The sequence below is a fragment of the Streptomyces sp. NPDC050388 genome, assembly GCF_040655635.1.
GTDB lineage: Bacteria > Actinomycetota > Actinomycetes > Streptomycetales > Streptomycetaceae > Streptomyces.
This window is the reverse complement of the sequence record NZ_JBFAKH010000017.1, coordinates 103,778-120,636: the sequence shown is the minus strand read 5'-3', so window position 1 is coordinate 120,636 and position 16,859 is coordinate 103,778. Positions and strand designations below refer to the sequence as shown.

At 72.1% G+C, this 16,859-nt stretch carries 14 protein-coding genes; 9 read left to right on the top strand and 5 right to left on the bottom strand.

The genetic code is table 11. The features are described 5' to 3' along the window. A partial coding sequence (locus AB0I73_RS12810; RefSeq protein ID WP_363036599.1) for a carboxyl transferase domain-containing protein occupies window positions 1-353 on the bottom strand: 353 nt, incomplete at its 3' end. A 209-nt stretch (window positions 354-562) separates the two neighbouring features. Between AB0I73_RS12810 and AB0I73_RS12805 the strand changes: the two genes are divergently transcribed. Together AB0I73_RS12805 and AB0I73_RS12800 are read left to right on the top strand one after the other, a co-directional pair. Further along, a complete protein-coding gene (locus AB0I73_RS12805) occupies window positions 563-1,465 on the top strand; it encodes a biotin--[acetyl-CoA-carboxylase] ligase (RefSeq protein ID WP_363036597.1) in 903 nt (300 codons plus the stop codon). 191 nt (window positions 1,466-1,656) lie between these two features. Then, complete coding sequence (locus AB0I73_RS12800) at window positions 1,657-2,865, top strand: adenylate/guanylate cyclase domain-containing protein (protein ID WP_363036595.1); 1,209 nt, start codon at window positions 1,657-1,659, stop codon at window positions 2,863-2,865. Window positions 2,866-2,910: 45 nt separating this feature from the next. Here AB0I73_RS12800 and AB0I73_RS12795 read toward each other — a convergent pair whose 3' ends face one another. Then, a complete protein-coding gene (locus AB0I73_RS12795; RefSeq protein WP_363036593.1) occupies window positions 2,911-3,654 on the bottom strand; it encodes a hypothetical protein in 744 nt (247 codons plus the stop codon). Window positions 3,655-3,869: 215 nt separating this feature from the next. Here AB0I73_RS12795 and AB0I73_RS12790 point away from each other — a divergent pair, with 215 nt between their 5' ends. The 3 genes from AB0I73_RS12790 (at window position 3,870) to hutH (ending at window position 7,664) form a co-directional block, all read left to right on the top strand. After that, complete coding sequence (locus AB0I73_RS12790; protein ID WP_363036591.1) at window positions 3,870-4,670, top strand: enoyl-CoA hydratase-related protein; 801 nt, start codon at window positions 3,870-3,872, stop codon at window positions 4,668-4,670. Window positions 4,671-4,824: 154 nt separating this feature from the next. Further along, on the top strand, window positions 4,825-5,970 hold the full coding sequence (locus AB0I73_RS12785) for a GGDEF domain-containing protein (protein ID WP_363036589.1): 1,146 nt from the start codon (window positions 4,825-4,827) through the stop codon (window positions 5,968-5,970). Between the two features lie 74 nt (window positions 5,971-6,044). Beyond that, window positions 6,045-7,664 carry a histidine ammonia-lyase gene (gene hutH / locus AB0I73_RS12780; RefSeq protein ID WP_363036612.1) on the top strand — a complete coding sequence of 540 codons (1,620 nt, stop codon included), beginning with the start codon at window positions 6,045-6,047 and terminating at the stop codon, window positions 7,662-7,664. 48 nt (window positions 7,665-7,712) lie between these two features. Here hutH and AB0I73_RS12775 read toward each other — a convergent pair whose 3' ends face one another. Next, window positions 7,713-8,093, bottom strand: coding sequence for an LPXTG cell wall anchor domain-containing protein (locus tag AB0I73_RS12775; RefSeq protein WP_363036587.1), 381 nt, complete (start codon window positions 8,091-8,093; stop codon window positions 7,713-7,715). 108 nt (window positions 8,094-8,201) lie between these two features. Between AB0I73_RS12775 and AB0I73_RS12770 the strand changes: the two genes are divergently transcribed. The 4 genes from AB0I73_RS12770 to AB0I73_RS12755 all read left to right on the top strand — a co-directional run bounded on the left by AB0I73_RS12770 (window position 8,202) and on the right by AB0I73_RS12755 (window position 12,576). Continuing rightward, complete coding sequence (locus AB0I73_RS12770; protein WP_363036585.1) at window positions 8,202-8,558, top strand: hypothetical protein; 357 nt, start codon at window positions 8,202-8,204, stop codon at window positions 8,556-8,558. Window positions 8,559-8,933: 375 nt separating this feature from the next. After that, window positions 8,934-10,187 carry an Ig-like domain-containing protein gene (locus tag AB0I73_RS12765; RefSeq protein ID WP_363036583.1) on the top strand — a complete coding sequence of 418 codons (1,254 nt, stop codon included), beginning with the start codon at window positions 8,934-8,936 and terminating at the stop codon, window positions 10,185-10,187. 156 nt (window positions 10,188-10,343) lie between these two features. Further along, window positions 10,344-11,816: an ABC transporter permease gene (locus AB0I73_RS12760; protein ID WP_363036581.1), complete on the top strand. Its 1,473-nt coding sequence runs from the start codon at window positions 10,344-10,346 to the stop codon at window positions 11,814-11,816. Between the two features lie 76 nt (window positions 11,817-11,892). Continuing rightward, window positions 11,893-12,576: an ABC transporter ATP-binding protein gene (locus tag AB0I73_RS12755; protein WP_363036579.1), complete on the top strand. Its 684-nt coding sequence runs from the start codon at window positions 11,893-11,895 to the stop codon at window positions 12,574-12,576. 85 nt (window positions 12,577-12,661) lie between these two features. On the opposite strand, the gene AB0I73_RS12750 is transcribed toward AB0I73_RS12755, so the two are convergent. Both AB0I73_RS12750 and AB0I73_RS12745 read right to left on the bottom strand, forming a co-directional pair. Beyond that, window positions 12,662-15,646, bottom strand: coding sequence for a hypothetical protein (locus AB0I73_RS12750; protein ID WP_363036577.1), 2,985 nt, complete (start codon window positions 15,644-15,646; stop codon window positions 12,662-12,664). Then, on the bottom strand, window positions 15,643-16,764 hold the full coding sequence (locus tag AB0I73_RS12745) for an AAA family ATPase (protein WP_363036575.1): 1,122 nt from the start codon (window positions 16,762-16,764) through the stop codon (window positions 15,643-15,645). Before AB0I73_RS12745 ends, AB0I73_RS12750 begins: the two co-directional genes overlap by 4 nt. Window positions 16,765-16,859 lie beyond the last annotated feature (95 nt).

The window sequence follows — 16,859 nt, the reverse complement described above, 5'->3', positions numbered from 1 at the left end:
CCGTAGACCTCGCCCAGCGCGCCGCCGAAGACGGTGAAGTCCTGGGAGAAGACGGCCACCGGGCGGTCGTCGATGGTGCCGTAGCCGGTGATGACGCCGTCGCCGTAGGGGCGGTTGGCCTCCAGGCCGAAGCTGGTGGAGCGGTGCCGGGCGAACTCGTCCAGCTCGACGAAGGAGTCCTCGTCCAGCAGCAGGGCGATCCGTTCCCGGGCGGTCAGCTTGCCCTTGGCGTGCTGTTTTTCCACGGCGCGCTGCGAGCCGGCGTGGGTGGCCTGGTGGATGCGCCGCTGCAGGTCCGCGAGCTTGCCCGCGGTCGTACGAAGGTCAGGCTGCTGCTCTTCCGGCTCGGACATCGGGATGCGGCTCCCTGCCTGCTCATAAGGGGGACGGTTACTCATCCGTAGAGTAATGCGGGCCCTCGGGGTCGGCAGTGCGGTCTATCCCACACTCCGTGCCTCTTCACAGACCGGAGGACGCGGTTCCGCGACAGAGGTCGCACGCCGGCGGACGACGGGGGCGCCCGCGCTGCGGGAGGGAGGCTGCCGAACCTAGGGTTGCCCGCATGACTCAGTCACCTGATGACGAAGGTACGCCCGGCGGGCAGCGGCCGCGGCCGGAGCGGTCGGAACGCTGGTCCGACCTCGACCGCCCCCCGCTGAACGCCGCCGGTCTGCGCAGAGGGCTGGTGCGCGCCGGTGGGCTGTGGCGGCAGGTCGACGTGGTGCAGCGCACCGGATCCACCAACTCCGACCTGGTGGCCCGTGCCGCCGAGGGGAAGGCGGAGGAGGGGACCGTACTCGTCGCCGAGGAGCAGACCGCCGCGCGGGGCCGCCTGGACCGGCACTGGACGGCCCCGGCCCGCTCCGGACTCTCCTTCTCCGTACTGCTCCGGCCCACCGAGGTGCCCGTGGCCCGCTGGGGCTGGCTGCCGCTGCTCACCGGCGTCGCGGTGGCGACCGGCCTGTCCCGGACGGCGGGCGTCGACACCGCCCTGAAGTGGCCCAACGACCTGCTCGTCACCGTCGGCGGCAAGGAGCGCAAGGCCGCGGGCATCCTCGCGGAGCGGGCCGGTGACGGGGTGGTGATCGGCGTCGGCATCAACGTCAGCCTGCGCGCCGACGAGCTGCCGGTGCCCACCGCCGGGTCGCTGGCGCTGGCGGGCGCGGTGAACACCGACCGGGACCCGCTGCTGCGTGGGGTGCTGCGGTCGCTGGAGGACTGGTACGGGCGCTGGCGGGCGGCGGGCGGCGATCCGGCGGTGAGCGGCCTGCAGGAGACGTACGCCGCGGGATGCGCGACGCTCGGGCGGACGGTGCGGGCCGAGCTGCCGGGGGACAGGGTCCTGGTGGGCGAGGCGGTCGCGGTCGACGGGGACGGGCGGCTGGTGCTGGCGACGGGGGCCGGGGTGCAGGAACCGGTGGGGGCGGGGGACATCGTGCACGTGCGCCCCGTCGGGGGCGGGTGACGGGGCCCGGGGCCGGGGCGCGGTGGGCGCACGCGGGTGTGGGTGCGGGTGCCCACGGCGGGTACCCCGATCCCGGATGCGCCGGTCGTGCCACCTGTCGGGCCGACCGAGCGGAGTGAGCTGGCGCACACCTGCCGTAGAGTTGAGGCCGGTCGATCCATGGCCGTGGCAGATCGGAAGGGCAGCAACGCGTGACCGTCGACGACTCGGGTTCCGGTACGGAAGCGCAGGACCGCGCGGAGCCTCCCCCGTCCTCGAATCCTCCCGATTCCTCGAATCCTCCCGATCGGGCGGACCCCCCTGAGCGGAGGAGCCGGCGGGGGGACGACTCCCGTCCCGCCGACAACGGCGAGGACCCGCTCGCTCTGCGTCTCGAACAGCTCATCCTGGGCGCCGAACGCCGTTACACCCCCTTCCAGGCGGCGCGCAGTGCCAGCGTCACGGTGGAGCTGGCCACGCGGTTCTGGCGGGCCATGGGGTTCGCCGACGTCGGGCAGGCCAGGGTGCTCACGGAGGCGGACGTACTGGCGCTGCGCCGGCTGGCCGGTCTGGTGGAGGCGGGCCTGCTGAGCGAGGCGATGGCCGTGCAGGTGGCGCGGTCCACGGGACAGACCACCGCGCGCCTGGCCGAGTGGCAGATCGACTCCTTCCTGGAGGGCCTGACCGAGCCGCCCGAGCTGGGCATGACGCGCACCGAGGTCACGTACCCCATCATCGAGCTGCTCCTGCCCGAGCTGGAGGAGTTCCTCGTCTACGTCTGGCGGCGGCAGCTCGCCGCCTCGGCCGGGCGGGTGCTCCAGGCGGCCGACGACGAGGAGATGGTGGACCGGCGGCTCGCCGTCGCGTTCGCGGACCTCGTCGGGTTCACCCGGCTCACCCGGCGGATGGAGGAGGAGGAACTCGGCGAGCTCGTCGAGGCCTTCGAGACGACCGCCGCCGACCTGGTGGCCGCGCGCGGCGGGCGGCTCATCAAGACCCTCGGCGACGAGGTGCTCTACGTCGCCGACGACGCGGGGACGGCCGCGGAGATCGCCATGCGGCTGATCGAGACCATGGCGAACGACGAGACGATGCCGGAGCTGCGGGTCGGCATGGCCTTCGGCACCGTCACCACCCGGATGGGCGATGTCTTCGGTACGACGGTGAACCTGGCCTCCCGGCTCACCTCGATAGCTCCTCGGGACGGCGTGCTCGTCGACACCGCGTTCGCCGAGGAGCTGATCCGCACCGGAGACGCCCCCGCCTCCGAGGCGGCCGCTGCCGAGGCGGCGGCGTCGGCGGAGAAGGAGGGCGAGGAGCCGCCGACGTACCGCTTCGCGCTGCAGCCGATGTACCAGCGGCCGGTGCGTGGTCTGGGCGTGGTGGAACCCTGGCTGCTCACCCGCCGGGACGATCACTGACAGTTCCTCTCGGCCGCCCCGGCCGGTTCTGTCCGTTCGGTCTGTTCAGCCGCTGAGAGCCAGGGCGCCGTCGACGCACAGGCCGATGATCGGTACGCAGAGGAGGGGGCCGTCGTCCGTTCCGCCCGGCCGGTCCGACGGCGGGGGCGGTGGTGTCTGCCGGTCCTGTGATGGCTTCGGCTTCGGCTGAGACGGCGTGCGGCCCGGAGGGTCCGGTGGGGGCCCGTCCGGTGCGGCGCCGACGGGGGGCGGCGCACCGGGGGCGTTCGGGGGGGTCGGAGTGCCCGGTGCGTTCGGTGCCTCCGGGGCGGCCGGGGTCGGAGCGGTGAGGGCCGGTGCCGCGGCGGTCGGTGCGGTGGCTCCGCCCGGAGCGGACGGTGTGAGAGGCGCGCCGCTCTGGCCGCCCAGGACGGTGGGCGAGGAGGGGCCCGCCTTCGGGGCGGGGGACGCCGGACTCGCGGTGGTGGTGCCGGCGGTGCCGTCAGAACCGTCGGCGTGGTCGGCGCCGTCAGGGCCGGGGCTCGCGGAACTCGCGGTGTCCGGGACCGGGCGGGGGCCGGCCTCGGCTCCGATGTCCCCGGGGCCGGGGTCGGACGCCATGCGGACGAGGCTCAGGGCGCCGACCGTCAGGGCCAGACCGCCGACGGCCAGCAGCAGCTTCCGGGGACGCGGTTTGCGGTGGCGGCCCCGGATGCGCGCGCTGAAGAGGGCGAATCCGGTGTGCGCCGGTGCCCGGTCGGCCGCATCCGGTGCGGTGGGCTGTGGCCTGGTCGGCGTGTTCGTCGTCATGGCGTTTCCTCCCCCTGCGTACGCGCCCCCAACGCGCCGCGGTGCAGCGCACGTTATGCGTTCCGGTCCGGGACCGGGCCGAAGTGGGCGGGATATCACTCGAACGGGTGGACGGGGGGTGATGAGGGAACTGGACGTACGCCCTTTTGCCGGGTGGGTTCCGGCTGCGATGATCGGGGACGACGGATGTTAACCCGCGTTAACCGGAGGGTGTCATGAGTGAGGAACGGTTCGGGGAGTTCGTGCTGGTGCGGCGGCATGAGCAGGGGCATGTCGCGGAGCTCGTCCTCGACCGGCCCAAGGCCATGAACGCGGTCTCGACCGAGATGGCCCGGTCCGTCGCCGGAGCCTGCGCGGAGCTGGGGAGGGACCCGGAAGTGCGGGTGGTGGTGGTGACCTCGTCGCACGAGCGGGCCTTCTGCGTCGGGGCCGACCTGAAGGAGCGCAATTCCTTCAGTGACGCCGACCTGGTCCGTCAGCGGCCGGTGGCGCGCGGGGCCTACACCGGCGTGCTGGAGCTGCCGGTGCCGACCGTGGCGGCGGTGCACGGGTTCGCGCTGGGAGGCGGTTTCGAGCTGGCCCTGTCCTGCGATGTGATCGTGGCCGACCGCACGGCCGTGCTGGGGCTGCCCGAGGTGTCCGTCGGGGTGATTCCGGGCGGCGGTGGTACGCAGTTGTTGCCCAGGCGGGTGGGGGCGGCCCGGGCCGCCGAGCTGATCTTCACGGCGCGTCGGGTGGAGGCCGCCGAAGCCCGTGAACTGGGCCTCGTCGACGAGCTGGTGGAGGCGGGGCGGGACCGGGAGGAGGCGCTGGCCATGGCCGCCCGGATCGCCGCGAACTCGCCGGTGGGCCTGCGGGCCGCCAAGCGGGCACTGCGTCTCGGCCAGGGGCTGGATCTGCCCGCGGGGCTCGAGGTGGAGGACGCCGCCTGGCGGTCGGTGGCGTTCTCGGGCGATCGCGCGGAGGGCGTCGCCGCCTTCAACGAGAAGCGCAAGCCGAACTGGCCGGGGCGGTGACGGGCGGCAGGGCGGTGACGGTCCGGCAGTGGGCGGCCGGCGGTGGGCGGACAGTGGCGGACGGAGCCCCGCCCACCTGCGGTGACCTGCCTTGACGGCTCCCATTCGCTCCTTAAATCTCCCGATTCATACGGAACGTCCCTAGCCTGGAGGGATGGGTGAGGACAGCCGGCTGGCGGCCGTGGTGGCACTGGCGCAGGGCATGGCCGCCGCACAGGGCTCGCAGGGGGTCTGGCGGGCCGCTGCCCTCGGAGCCTGCCGGGCGCTCGGCGGGAGTTTCGCCGCGCTGTCCGTGTGGGAGCGGGAGCTGGGGCGGCTGCGGGTCCTGGTGAACGTCGGCGAGCTGGCCGAGGACGAGGAGGAGTTCCCGGAGGGCGAGGCGTATCCCGTGCACCAGTTCGCCGAGATCACCGAGTTCCTGCACGAGCGGTGGGCCGGCGGAGGCGAGCCCGATGCCTGGATGGAGACCGCCGAGGGGCCGGCGGAGGGAAGCCCCGGCTGCCGTCAACGGGTCGCGGCCCTGCGGCGGCGCGGGCGCGGCTGCTGCGTGGTCGCCCCGATCGTGCTGCACGGGCGGGCGTGGGGGGAGCTGTATGTGGCCCGGCCGGTGGGGGCGCCCGTCTTCGGGCGCGGTGACGCCGACTTCGTGACGGTGCTGGCCGCCGTCGTCGCCGCCGGGCTCGCGCAGACCGAGCGGCTGGAGGAGGCGCAGCGGCTGGCGTACACGGACGCGCTCACCGGGCTCGCCAACCGCCGGGCGGTGGATGCGCGCCTCGACGAGGCGATCGAGCGGCATCGCGGGGACGGGGCGGTCGTCAGCCTCGTCGTGTGCGATGTCAACGGGCTCAAGCGGGTCAACGACACGCAGGGGCATGCCGTCGGCGACCGGCTGCTGGAGCGGTTCGGGACCGTGCTGTCCCTGTGCGGGGCCATGCTGCCGGGGGCCCTGGCGGCGCGGCTCGGCGGGGACGAGTTCTGTCTGCTGGCGGTGGGGCCGCCCGCCGACGAGGTCGTCAAGGCGGCCGACGAAGTGTGCCGCCGTGCCGTGGAGTCGGGGATCGGGGACGGTGTGGCCTGTGGGGTGGCCTCCACCGGCGACCCCATCGGGTCGGTGACCTCCGCCCGGCGGCTCTTCCGGCTGGCCGACGCGGCGCAGTACCGCGCCAAGGCCGAGCGGGCCACCCGCCCCGTCGTCGCCGGGCGTGCGGGGCCGGGCGACCCGGTCGTGCGGCTGGCGGACGAACCCGCGCGGGACGCGGACGGAGAGCGACGCCGTTTCCGGGGTCGGCACTCGCCCTGAGAACAGGTAAGGGGTGAACGCGAGTTCCAGTGATGACATCATCGAATTCACTGCGTACTCTCCTGAATATGAATATGCACACTGTGGTGAACGGGGAAGGCGCGCGGCGCGGTCTTGAAAAGGTGGTGCTGGGAGACGGGCGGGCGTCCGGAGTGACCGCGTCCGACGTGCTCGCCGTGGCGCGCGGCGGTGCCCGCGTCGAGCTCTCCGGCGAGGCGCTGGCCGCCCTCGCCGCGTCCCGCGAGATCGTGGACGCCCTGGCCGCCGAGCCGGACCCCGTGTACGGGGTGAGCACCGGCTTCGGTGCCCTGGCGACCCGGCACATCGGCCCGGAGCTGCGCGGCCTGCTGCAGCGCAACATCGTCCGCTCCCACGCCGCCGGCATGGGCCCCCGCGTCGAGCGGGACGTCGTACGCGCCCTGATGTTCCTGCGGCTGAAGACCCTCTGCTCCGGGCACACCGGCGTACGCCCCGAGGTCGCGCAGACCATGGCCGACGTGCTGAACGCCGGGATCACCCCGGTCGTGCACGAGTACGGCTCCCTCGGCTGCTCCGGCGACCTGGCCCCGCTGTCCCACTGCGCCCTCGCGCTGATGGGCGAGGGGGAGGCCGAGGGGCCCGACGGGACCCTGCGCCCCGCCGGCGAACTGCTCGCCGCGCACGGGATCCGGCCCGTCGAACTGCGCGAGAAGGAAGGGCTCGCCCTCCTCAACGGCACCGACGGCATGCTCGGCATGCTCGTCATGGCCCTCGCCGACCTCGACGTCCTGTACCGGTCCGCCGACGTCACGGCCGCCCTGAGCCTGGAGGCGCTGCTCGGCACCGACAAGGTGCTCGCCCCCGAACTGCACGCCCTTCGCCCGCACCCGGGCCAGGCCGCCAGCGCCGCCAACATGCTGGCCGTCCTCGCCGGTTCGGGGATGACGGGACATCACCAGGACGACGCCCCGCGGGTCCAGGACGCCTACTCCGTGCGCTGCGCCCCGCAGGTCGCGGGCGCCGGACGGGACACCATCGCCCACGCCCGGCTGGTCGCCGAGCGCGAACTCGCCTCCGCCGTCGACAATCCGGTGGTGCTGCCCGCGGACACCGGCTCGGGGGCGTTCGGCTCCGGGGGAGGGCGCGTCGAGTCCAACGGCAACTTCCACGGCGCCCCGGTGGCGTACGTGCTGGACTTCCTCGCCATCGCCGTCGCCGACCTCGGCTCCATCGCCGAGCGCCGCACCGACCGGCTGCTGGACAAGAACCGCAGCCACGGACTGCCGCCGTTCCTCGCCGACGACGCCGGTGTCGACTCGGGCTTGATGATCGCTCAGTACACGCAGGCCGCGCTGGTGAGCGAGCTGAAGCGGCTCGCCGTGCCGGCGTCGGCGGACTCGATCCCGTCCTCCGCGATGCAGGAGGACCACGTCTCCATGGGCTGGTCGGCCGCGCGCAAGCTGCGGACGTCCGTCGACAACCTCACCCGGGTCATCGCCGTGGAGCTGTACGCCGCCGCGCGCGCCGTCGAGCTGCGCGAGGGGCTGAGCCCGGCGCCCGCGACCCGGGCCGTCATCGAGGCCGCGCGGAGGGCGGGCGTGGGCGGCCCCGGCCCGGACCGTCATCTCGCGCCCGACCTCGCCGCGGCGGAGGCGTTCGTGCGCGACGGCCGGCTGCTGGCGGCGGTGGAAGAGGTCACCGGTCCGCTGCGGTGACGTTCACGCGGGGCGGGGCGTCGGAGGCGGGCTCACCTCAATGGGTGGTCACGGGAGTTGGAAGTCCAGGCGCTCCCGGCGCACCGAGTAGACGACGAAGCCCGCGCCGAGGGTGAGGAAGGCGGTGCCGCCGAGGACGTACGGCGTGCTGTTGAAGCTGCCGGTGTCGGCGAGTCTGACCTGCCCGCCGGCGGCGTCGACACCCTCTGACGACGCGGACCGTGCTGGTGGCGCTGACGACGCCGACGATATGGACGAGGTGCTGGACACGACCCTCGCCTGCTCCGTGACCTGCGGAGACGGGCTTGCCGAGGGCGTCCCTCCCACCGGGATGTCCGATGTCGCGTTGGCGGACGGGACGAACCACAGGGCGCACAGCAGGGTGCCCGCGGCGGTGGCGGTCAGCAACGGACGGAGAGCGGATGACACGGAATATCGATCCCCTTGTGGCGCTGGCTAATTGGCCGTGTGGAGCGATGTTAGTGAAATTCGCGGGTCACAGGAAAGTCACGGGCTCCGGAGCCGTACGCTCCGGGCATGAGCACTCCAGAGACGTCACGGTTTGTGAGACTTCGCGTCGACCTCGTCCTCCAGGTCGACGACGAGGACGCGGTGACCAGCGCCGCGCTGGCGAGGATCGCGGACGACGGCGACATGACGGACGCCGAACGGCTGCCCGCCCGGAACACGGTGCACGAGGACGCGGCCGAGGCCCTCGCGTATCTCGTCGACCCCTTCAATCTGGTCGGCGACGTACCGGGGGTGGAACTCCAGCAGGCCTCGTGGAGCAGCGAGCAGATCGACTACGACCCGGACTCGCCGGAGTGGGACCTCGACGAGGGTGACGGCTACGAGCTTGACGACATGTCAGACAAGAGTGACGAAGGAGGCTAACAGGGCAATACGGGAAAACAGGACAAGATGGGCAATTAGTGTGAAATGCGTGATAGTGATGAAGTGGGAAAATAGGGGGAGTTGGCTGAAGGGGGCACCCGAAAAGGTGAGTCGCGCCGGGTCGACGTGACTGGATGGGGCGGCACGGGGAAATCGTGACCTCGGGCGGCAACCGCGGCCCGGGGCCACGGCGTCTCAGGTGGCGCACGGGCCGGAACCCCGCCCGGCCGCGAGGGACGTGGTGAGCCCCACATTCGTGGCCCATGGGGAACGGGACCCAGCGGTCTTAGCGTTGAAACGATTGACGGGGACTCTCAGCTTCGGGCGCGGGGGACCGCGGGGTTCGGGGAAGCGGCGATGATGGAGAAGCGTGTGATGACGGACGGTAAGCGGCGCAGGGGTCTGATGGCTGCGTCCGCTCTGCTCGGTGGAGTGATGGTGCTCTCGGCATGCTCCGGCGGCGACGACACCGCCTCCGGTGGGGGTGACGGCAAGGGCGCGTCGCAGGCCCAGGTCGACGAGGCGGCGGCCAAGAAGACCTCCGAGGCCCAGATCAAGATCACGCCGAAGGACGGCTCGAACAACGCCTCCATCAACAACTCCGCCGCGGTGGCCGTGACCAAGGGCACCCTCACCGAGGTGGAGATGACGGCCACCGACGGCACCGTCGTCGAGGGTGAGATATCTGCCGACAAGAAGAGCTGGAAGCCCAGCAGCCAGCTGGAGCGCGCCACCACCTACAAGCTGTCGGTCAGCGCGAAGGACTCCGAGGGCCGCGCCGCCCACGAGAACGCGTCGTTCACCACGGTCGCCCCGGACAACAGCTTCATCGGCACCTTCACCCCGGACGACGGCTCGACCGTGGGCGTCGGCATGCCGGTGTCGATCAACTTCGACAAGGCGATCACCAACAAGGCCGAGGTCCAGAAGGGCATCACCGTCTCCAGCACCAGTGGTCAGGAGGTCGCCTGTCACTGGTTCAACGCCAACCGGATGGACTGCCGTCCCGAGGACTACTGGCAGGAGAACTCCACCGTCACCCTGAAGCTGGCGCTCGACGGCGTCGAGGGTGCCGAGGGTGTCTACGGCGTCCAGCAGAAGACGGTCAACTTCAAGATCGGCCGCAACCAGGTCTCGGTCGTCGACGCCGAGACCAAGCAGATGAAGGTCATGCAGGACGGCAAGACCGTCCGGACGATCCCGATCTCCGCCGGGTCCCCCGAGAACAAGACGTGGGAGGGCCAGATGGTTATTTCCGAGAAGTTCAAGGAGACCCGGATGGACGGCGCGACCGTCGGCTTCACCGACGACGACGGCAAGGGCGAGTACGACATCAAGGACGTGCCGCACGCCATGCGCCTGAGCAACTCCGGCACCTTCCTCCACGGCAACTACTGGGGCGCCAAGTCCATCTTCGGCAACGCCAACACCAGCCACGGCTGCATCGGTCTGGCCGACACCCAGGGCGCCGACGACCCGAACACGCCGGGCGCCTGGTTCTACGACAACTCCATCGTCGGCGACGTGGTCGTCGTGAAGAACACCGGCGACAAGACCATCGCCCCGGACAACGGCCTCAACGGCTGGAACATGGACTGGGCCCAGTGGAAGGCGGGTTCGGCGGTCTGACACCGGCCGCTCGCCGCAGCACATTCCACCTGGACGACGTCGCCGCCCGCCCCCTCGAAGGGGCGGGCGGCGACGTCGTCGTTCTCATGGAGTCTTCTCATCCGGCTCTCAGCGCGGACTCAACACTTCATCAGGGACCGTCCCTAGTTTGCCCTCATGTTCTTCACCTACCTGAGGCGCGAACTGCGCCGCCGCAGAAAGGCGGCCCTCGTCGTCGCCTCCGGTCTCGCACTCGGCATCGCGCTGGTCATCGTGGTCGACTCCGTGTCCTCGGGCATGGGCAAGGCGCAGGAGAAGGTCCTGCAGTCGCTGTACGGGCTGGGCACGGACATGACGGTGACCAAGGCCGCCGAGGCATCGACGGCCCAGGAACGGCCGCGATTCCGCTTCGACGCCCAGGAGGACGGTTCCGGCGAGGAGCAGAGCACCGACCACGTCATGGTGCAGGGCTTCCAGACCCTGGCGAGCTCCACCGTGGACACGGTCGGCGAACAGAGCGGTGTCGCCGACGCGGTGGGCGGTCTGAGTCTCCAGGTCGTCAAGGTCAGCGGCGAGTTCACCCGCGGCCGGTTCCAGCAGGACGGCGGACAGGACGGCCAGGGCGGTCGGGACGGAGGCCCGGGCGGGGTCCAGCCGGCCCCCGAGGGGCGCGTGCAGGGCGGCGGCGCCGACTTCGACGTCAACAGCTACTCCGTCTACGGCACCGACGTCACCGAGCCGGAACTCGGCCCGCTGACCTCCTCCCGGATCACCAGCGGCCGTACCTTCGAGGCGAGCGAGACCGACGCGAAGGTGGCCGTCGTCGACTCCGCCCACGCCAAGGAGAAGAAGCTCGAGACCGGTGACACGATCACGGTCAAGGGCACCAAGTACAAGATCATCGGTGTCGTCACCGCCGACAGCGGGGACGCCGCCGCCAACCTCTACATTCCGCTGAAACAGGCTCAGAAGCTCGCCGATGCCAAGGACGAGGTCACCACGATCTACGTCAGGGCGACCGACTCCCAGCAGCTCGACGCCGTCAAGTCGGGCATCCAGAAGAACGTCGCGGGAACCACGGTCACCACCTCCGCCGACCTCGCGGACACCGTCTCCGGCTCACTGTCCACCGCCTCCTCCCTCGCCACCGGCGTCGGCAAGTGGCTGTCGATCGCGGTACTGGCGACCGCGTTCCTCGTCGCCGGGCTGCTCACCTCCTCGGCGGTCTCCCGCCGGGTGCGGGAGTTCGGCACGCTGAAGGCGCTGGGCTGGACGTCGGGCCGGGTGACCCGACAGGTGGTCGGTGAGGCCGTCGTGCACGGCCTGGTCGGCGGTGCCCTCGGCATCGCGCTGGGACTGGCGGGCGCGTACGCGGTCACCGCGATGAGCCCCACCCTCCAGGCCCGGCTCGGCGCCGGAGGGGGCGGTGCGGGCGGCCCCGGTGGTGGTCCCGGCGGCGGTGGCACGGCCGGTCCCGTACGGCAGGCGGCCGCCAAGACACTCGACGTCGCCCTCACCGCACCGGTCGGCCTCACCACCATCGCCCTCGCGGTCGGCCTCGCCGTGGCCGGCGGTCTCGTCGCCGGGGCCTTCGGCGGCTGGCGCGCCTCCCGCCTCCGGCCCGCGGACGCGCTGCGCCGCGTCGCATAGCGCCCGCCCGGCGCAGGCCCGGGGGCAGGCCCGGGGCCCTCACGCTCTTAATCACTCCAGGAGTTGACCCACACCCATGTACGAACTCAGAGGCGTCACCCGGCACCACACCCGCGGCAGGGAAACCGTGCACGCCCTCGACGGCGTCGATCTGACGATCCCCGACGGCGACCGGCTCGTCATCCAGGGACCCACCGGTGGCGGCAAGTCCACGCTGCTGCAGATGCTCGGCGGCCTCGACCGGCCCAGCTCCGGCGAGGTCGTCCTCGACGGCACCGACCTCGCCACGCTGCCCGAGGCCCGGCTCACCCGGGTGCGCAGCGAGAACATCGGCTTCGTCTTCCAGTCCTTCAACCTGATCCCGACCCTCACCGCGCAGGAGAACGTCGAGACCGCCCTCGTACCGCTCGGGGTGAGGGCCGGGGAGCGGCGGGAGAAGGCCGCCGAGGCGCTGGCGTCGGTCGGACTCGGCGAACGGCTCGGGCACCTGCCCGCCGAGATGTCCGGCGGCCAGCAGCAGCGGGTGGCCATCGCGCGGGCGCTGGTGAAGGAGCCGAAGGTGCTGCTCGCCGACGAACCCACCGGAAACCTCGACGAGTCGATGCGCGACGAGATCATGGACGTACTGATCCGCATGTGGAAGGAGCTGGGGCTCACCTTCGTCATGGTCACCCACGACTCGTCCCTGGCGAAACGGGCACCGCGCGTGGCGACCATCCGCAAGGGCCGCATCACGGTGAAGGAGAACCCGGCCGTCTGACCGGGCACGCGGACGGCGTACGGCGACGCGCCCCCGGCCGGAACGGATCCGGTGGCCGGGAGCGCGTCGCTTTCCGGGTGCCCCGTCAGCCGTTCGCGAGGAGTGACTCCAGGGCCGTCGCCGCCTCCGGGTGGCGGGACAGGAGGGCGGCACCGCCCGCCGGGGGCGGCCCGGCCGGTGCCCAGGCGTCCTCGCAGCCCAGCAGCTCGGCGACCGCGTCGCAGGTCGCCGGGTACGCGGGCAGCAGCGCCACGCCCGCCGGGGCGGCCGGGACGGCGGCCGGTGCCCAGGCGTCCTCGCAGCCCAGCAGCTCCGCGACCGCGTCGAACGCCGCCGGGTACGCGGGCGGCAGCACGGCGCCACGCCGTATCTCCTCCCCCGCCCGCCCCGCGCGGTGGACGGGAGCCGGAGCCGGGGCCCGCCACGGCGGCACCCACGCGTCCAGCGCCGCCAGCCGGGCCGGGAAGATCCGCCCGGCCTCGCGGATCAGCAGCGGCGCGAGGTCCGCCGCACCCGACCGCAGCGTGCTGATCAGCGTCGGCAGCCACGGCAGCAGCACCGCGTCGGGCAGTCTGCCGAACGCGTTCGACACCGCCTCCACGACCACGTCCGCCAGGCCCGGTACCGGCTCCAGCGCGTGCACGAAGCCGCTGAGGTAGCGCGGATACGCGGGCACCACCAGCGGGTTGGCCAGCAGCTCGTCGCACCGCGCCCGCAACTGCTCACGGGACAGGATGCCGAGCTGCACCTGCGCCGCCCACAGCAGAGCCGTCTTCGACGGGTCCTCGGGGTGGGACTGGGCGACCGCCAGCTCCAGTTGCGCCCTGTCGCAGCCCAGCGACAGCGCCAGGCTCTCCATGCTGAACAGGAAGCCCAGCATCGCCGCGACCTGACCCGCCGTCGCGTCCTCGTCCGTGAACGCCGTCGGCAGCAGCGTGCAGTAGTGCGCGTAACCGGCCTTGACGAAGGACTCGATCCACGGCGGCAGCACCGGCTCGCTGGTCCGGTAGTACCCGAGCAGTCGGCGCACCCGGCGCAGCACCTCCGGCGCGCCGTCGACACTGCGCTCGGAGGCCAGTACCTCCAGCGCGCGCGTCCCCAGCTCGTCGGCCAGGCGCCGGCCGCCCAGGTACAGCGTCGCGTCCTCGACGGCTTCGAGGACCGTCGCCGCCGTCGCCTGCGGCGCGTACGCGGCGCGGCGCAGCCGCTGCTCCAGGACCTGCTCGATGCTGACGCCCTCGTAGCCCAGCTCGATCAGGGCCCGCTGATGGGTGCCGAGCGCCAGGTCCCAGGACTCCTGGATCGACCGCTCGCCGAGCCCGCGCTCGCCCATGACGGTCCGGGCCGCGCCCTGCGGCAGCAGCCGGCGCAGCATCCACAGCACGTCGGAGCAGGCCCGCAGCTCAGGCCGGGAGGCCATGTCCAGCAGGGCCCGCCGCACGCCCCGCTGCTGGAGCTTCAGCCCCAGCGGCTCCAGCCGGTCGTGCACGTCGCGCGCCAGCGGCGGCAGCGAGTCGTAGCCGACTTGGCCGATCCGGTCGCCGCCCATCATGATCTCGACGAGCCGCCGCACGTCCCGGCGCCCGGGCACCGCGTCCTTCTCGATGCAGGTGACCGCCGCGTCCTGGAAGTCGTACGGCGTGGGCTTGGCCCGGTCCCGCATCCCGGCGAGCAGGATCGACGTCTCGAAGACGGCGATGGCGTCGGCGGTGGAGGCCAGGTAGCCGTTGCGCCGGGCCGCGCGCACGATGTCCACCGACCAGCCGAGCAGTTCGGCCTCGTCCAGGGCGTCGAGGACGGGCGGCCGGCGCAGGAAGCCGGACAGCTTGTCCGTGGCGGCGGGCACAGCCGACAGAGCCGACACGGCCGGTACGGCGGTCTGCTTCGCCCGGGACTTCTTCGTCCCGGCCTGTCCCTCCAGCCGGTACGGCCGGACCCGGGTGCGCCTGAGGCTCTTCGCCCATTCGGTCGCCGCGATGGACACCGAGCCGGCGGCGAGACCGAACTGCGCCTCGATCGCCGCGTGACTGGACGGGATCAGCCCGTACTGCCAGGTCGTGGCCGAGCGCGGCGAGATCTCGAACGTGCCGGTGCCGTGCACCCCGAACTCCTCGACCCTGCTGGCCGCGTGGAACGCGCCGCAGACGTACAGGCAGTCCTCGGGGTCGGTGCCGGTCGCGGCCAGGTGCTCGCGCATCCGGGTCCACATGTACCGCTCGCGGTCCTCGTCCACCCGCACCCGTGACGCGTCACCGGGGGCGAGCCGCCGGAACAGACTGCCGATGAGGAGCATGACCTGGCGGTAGGTCTGGTGGTCGCCGCCGCCGAGCGGAAGCTCGACGTACTGGTGCCACCACTCCGACCAGTGCCGCACCTTGCCGTGCCGCAGCAGGTGCTCCTCCAGCTCGGCGAAGCGCGGCCGCAGGTCACCGATCTCCACACCGACGGCCTCGCCGTGCAGCGCGGTCCCGTCGCCCGCACCGCCTGCGCCGTCCGTGCCGTCCTCGGCAGGCTCCGGGGCGCGCTCCCCCCGGCTGTCCCACTGGAAGACGTGGTCGGAGGACCGGTCGACGAGGACCAGTTCGACGCCCGGCGTGTCCAGCGCGTACGCGATCGCCTGGTACTCGGCGGACGCCTCGGTGATCGGCGCGACCACCGACAGCGGCGCCCACTCGGGCGGGAAGCCCTCCACCTCGCTCGCGAACGCCTGGACGGCCACCGGGAGCCGACAGTTGCGCAGCTCGGTGAGGAGCGGCGCCATGTCCTCGCACAGCTCCAGGTACACCACCTTGGGCTGCTTCTCGCGCAGGCGGCGGGCCATCGCGAGGGCGGAGGCGGGCGAGTGGTGGCAGACGGGGAAGATCTCCAGCGGCTCGCGCACCGCGCGGTCCACGTCGTCGACCATGCCCAGGAGGATGTCCTCCAGGGCGTCGGGCCCGCCGGCGAACGTGGCGGCGGCCTGGTGGAGTTGGTCGCGCAGCGCGGCGAAGGTGCTCTCCCGCGCGGCGACCGGGTTCGCGGGGTTCTCGGGACTCTCGGGACTCACGGGGTTCTTGGGGGTGGCACTCATGACAGCGTGGCGATCGCGTCCCGGCCGCCCTCCAGGAACTCGGGCCAGGAGCCGCCCTGCTCCTTGCTGCGCGGCTCGACCACACCGTGCAGGTACTTGTTGAGGATGGCCAGGTCCTCCGGCTCCCGACGGGCGAGAGAACCGACGAGGGAGGAGGCGAGGGTACGGGCGGTCAGCGCGCGCTCACCGAAGAAGTTGCTGTGCAGCACGGCGTCCTCCAGCACGCCGATCTGCTCGGCCGTCGACAGCGCGGACTCCAGCTTCTCGTCGTCGCTCCCGGCCGCGGCGGCGGAGGCGCGCAGGTCGGCGAAGCTCTGCAGCAGCACGTCGAGCAGGGTGGGCGGCACCTCCAGTTCGATCGAGTGGCGGCGCAGCAGCTCCTCGGTGCGGAAGCGGACGATCTCCGCCTCGCTCTTCTTGTTCGTCACGACCGGGATGCGCACGAAGTTGAAGCGGCGCTTCAGCGCGGAGGAGAGGTCGTTGACCCCGCGGTCGCGGCTGTTGGCGGTGGCGATGATCGAGAAGCCCGGCTTGGCGAAGACGATGTTGTCGCTGCCGCCGCTCTCCAGCTCGGGCACCGAGATGTACTTCTCGGAGAGTATGGAGATCAGCGCGTCCTGGACGTCACTGGTGGAGCGGGTCAGTTCCTCGAAGCGGCCGATCGAACCCGTCTCCATCGCGGTCATGATCGGCGACGGGATCATCGACTCCCTGGACTGGCCCTTGGCGATGACCATGGACACGTTCCAGGAGTACTTGATGTGGTCCTCGGTGGTGCCGGCCGTGCCCTGCACCACGAGGGTGGAGTTGCGGCTGATCGCCGCGGACAGCAGCTCGGCCAGCCAGCTCTTGCCGGTGCCGGGGTCGCCGATCAGGAGCAGACCGCGGTCGGAGGCGAGGGTGACGATGGAACGCTCGACGAAGCTCCGGTCGCCGAACCACTTCTGGGAGACCTCCCGGTCCAGGCCGTCGGAGCGCTCGGAGCCGAGGATGAACAGCCGGACCATCTTCGGGGACAGCCGCCAGGAGAACGGCTTGGCGCCGTCGTCGATCGACTCCAGCCAGTCCAGTTCCTCGGCGTACTTGATCTCGGCGGGCGCGCGCAGCAGGTCGGACATCGGGTGAGGGCCTTTCCGTTCGGTGCTCGAGAAAGAGATCCCGGGGAACAGGGGGGATCAGGAGGAGAGGGGTCAGAAGGACCCGAGGAGTCAGG

Coding starts and splice junctions, on each gene's coding strand:
- AB0I73_RS12790 (WP_363036591.1), top strand. CDS start 3,870: ATGAGTGAGGAACGGTTCGGGGAGTTCGTGCTGGTGCGGCGGCATGAG.
- hutH (WP_363036612.1), top strand. CDS start 6,045: ATGCACACTGTGGTGAACGGGGAAGGCGCGCGGCGCGGTCTTGAAAAG.
- AB0I73_RS12760 (WP_363036581.1), top strand. CDS start 10,344: ATGTTCTTCACCTACCTGAGGCGCGAACTGCGCCGCCGCAGAAAGGCG.
- AB0I73_RS12750 (WP_363036577.1), bottom strand. CDS start 15,646: ATGAGTGCCACCCCCAAGAACCCCGTGAGTCCCGAGAGTCCCGAGAAC.
- AB0I73_RS12770 (WP_363036585.1), top strand. CDS start 8,202: ATGAGCACTCCAGAGACGTCACGGTTTGTGAGACTTCGCGTCGACCTC.
- AB0I73_RS12795 (WP_363036593.1), bottom strand. CDS start 3,654: ATGACGACGAACACGCCGACCAGGCCACAGCCCACCGCACCGGATGCG.
- AB0I73_RS12745 (WP_363036575.1), bottom strand. CDS start 16,764: ATGTCCGACCTGCTGCGCGCGCCCGCCGAGATCAAGTACGCCGAGGAA.
- AB0I73_RS12755 (WP_363036579.1), top strand. CDS start 11,893: ATGTACGAACTCAGAGGCGTCACCCGGCACCACACCCGCGGCAGGGAA.
- AB0I73_RS12805 (WP_363036597.1), top strand. CDS start 563: ATGACTCAGTCACCTGATGACGAAGGTACGCCCGGCGGGCAGCGGCCG.
- AB0I73_RS12765 (WP_363036583.1), top strand. CDS start 8,934: ATGACGGACGGTAAGCGGCGCAGGGGTCTGATGGCTGCGTCCGCTCTG.
- AB0I73_RS12785 (WP_363036589.1), top strand. CDS start 4,825: ATGGGTGAGGACAGCCGGCTGGCGGCCGTGGTGGCACTGGCGCAGGGC.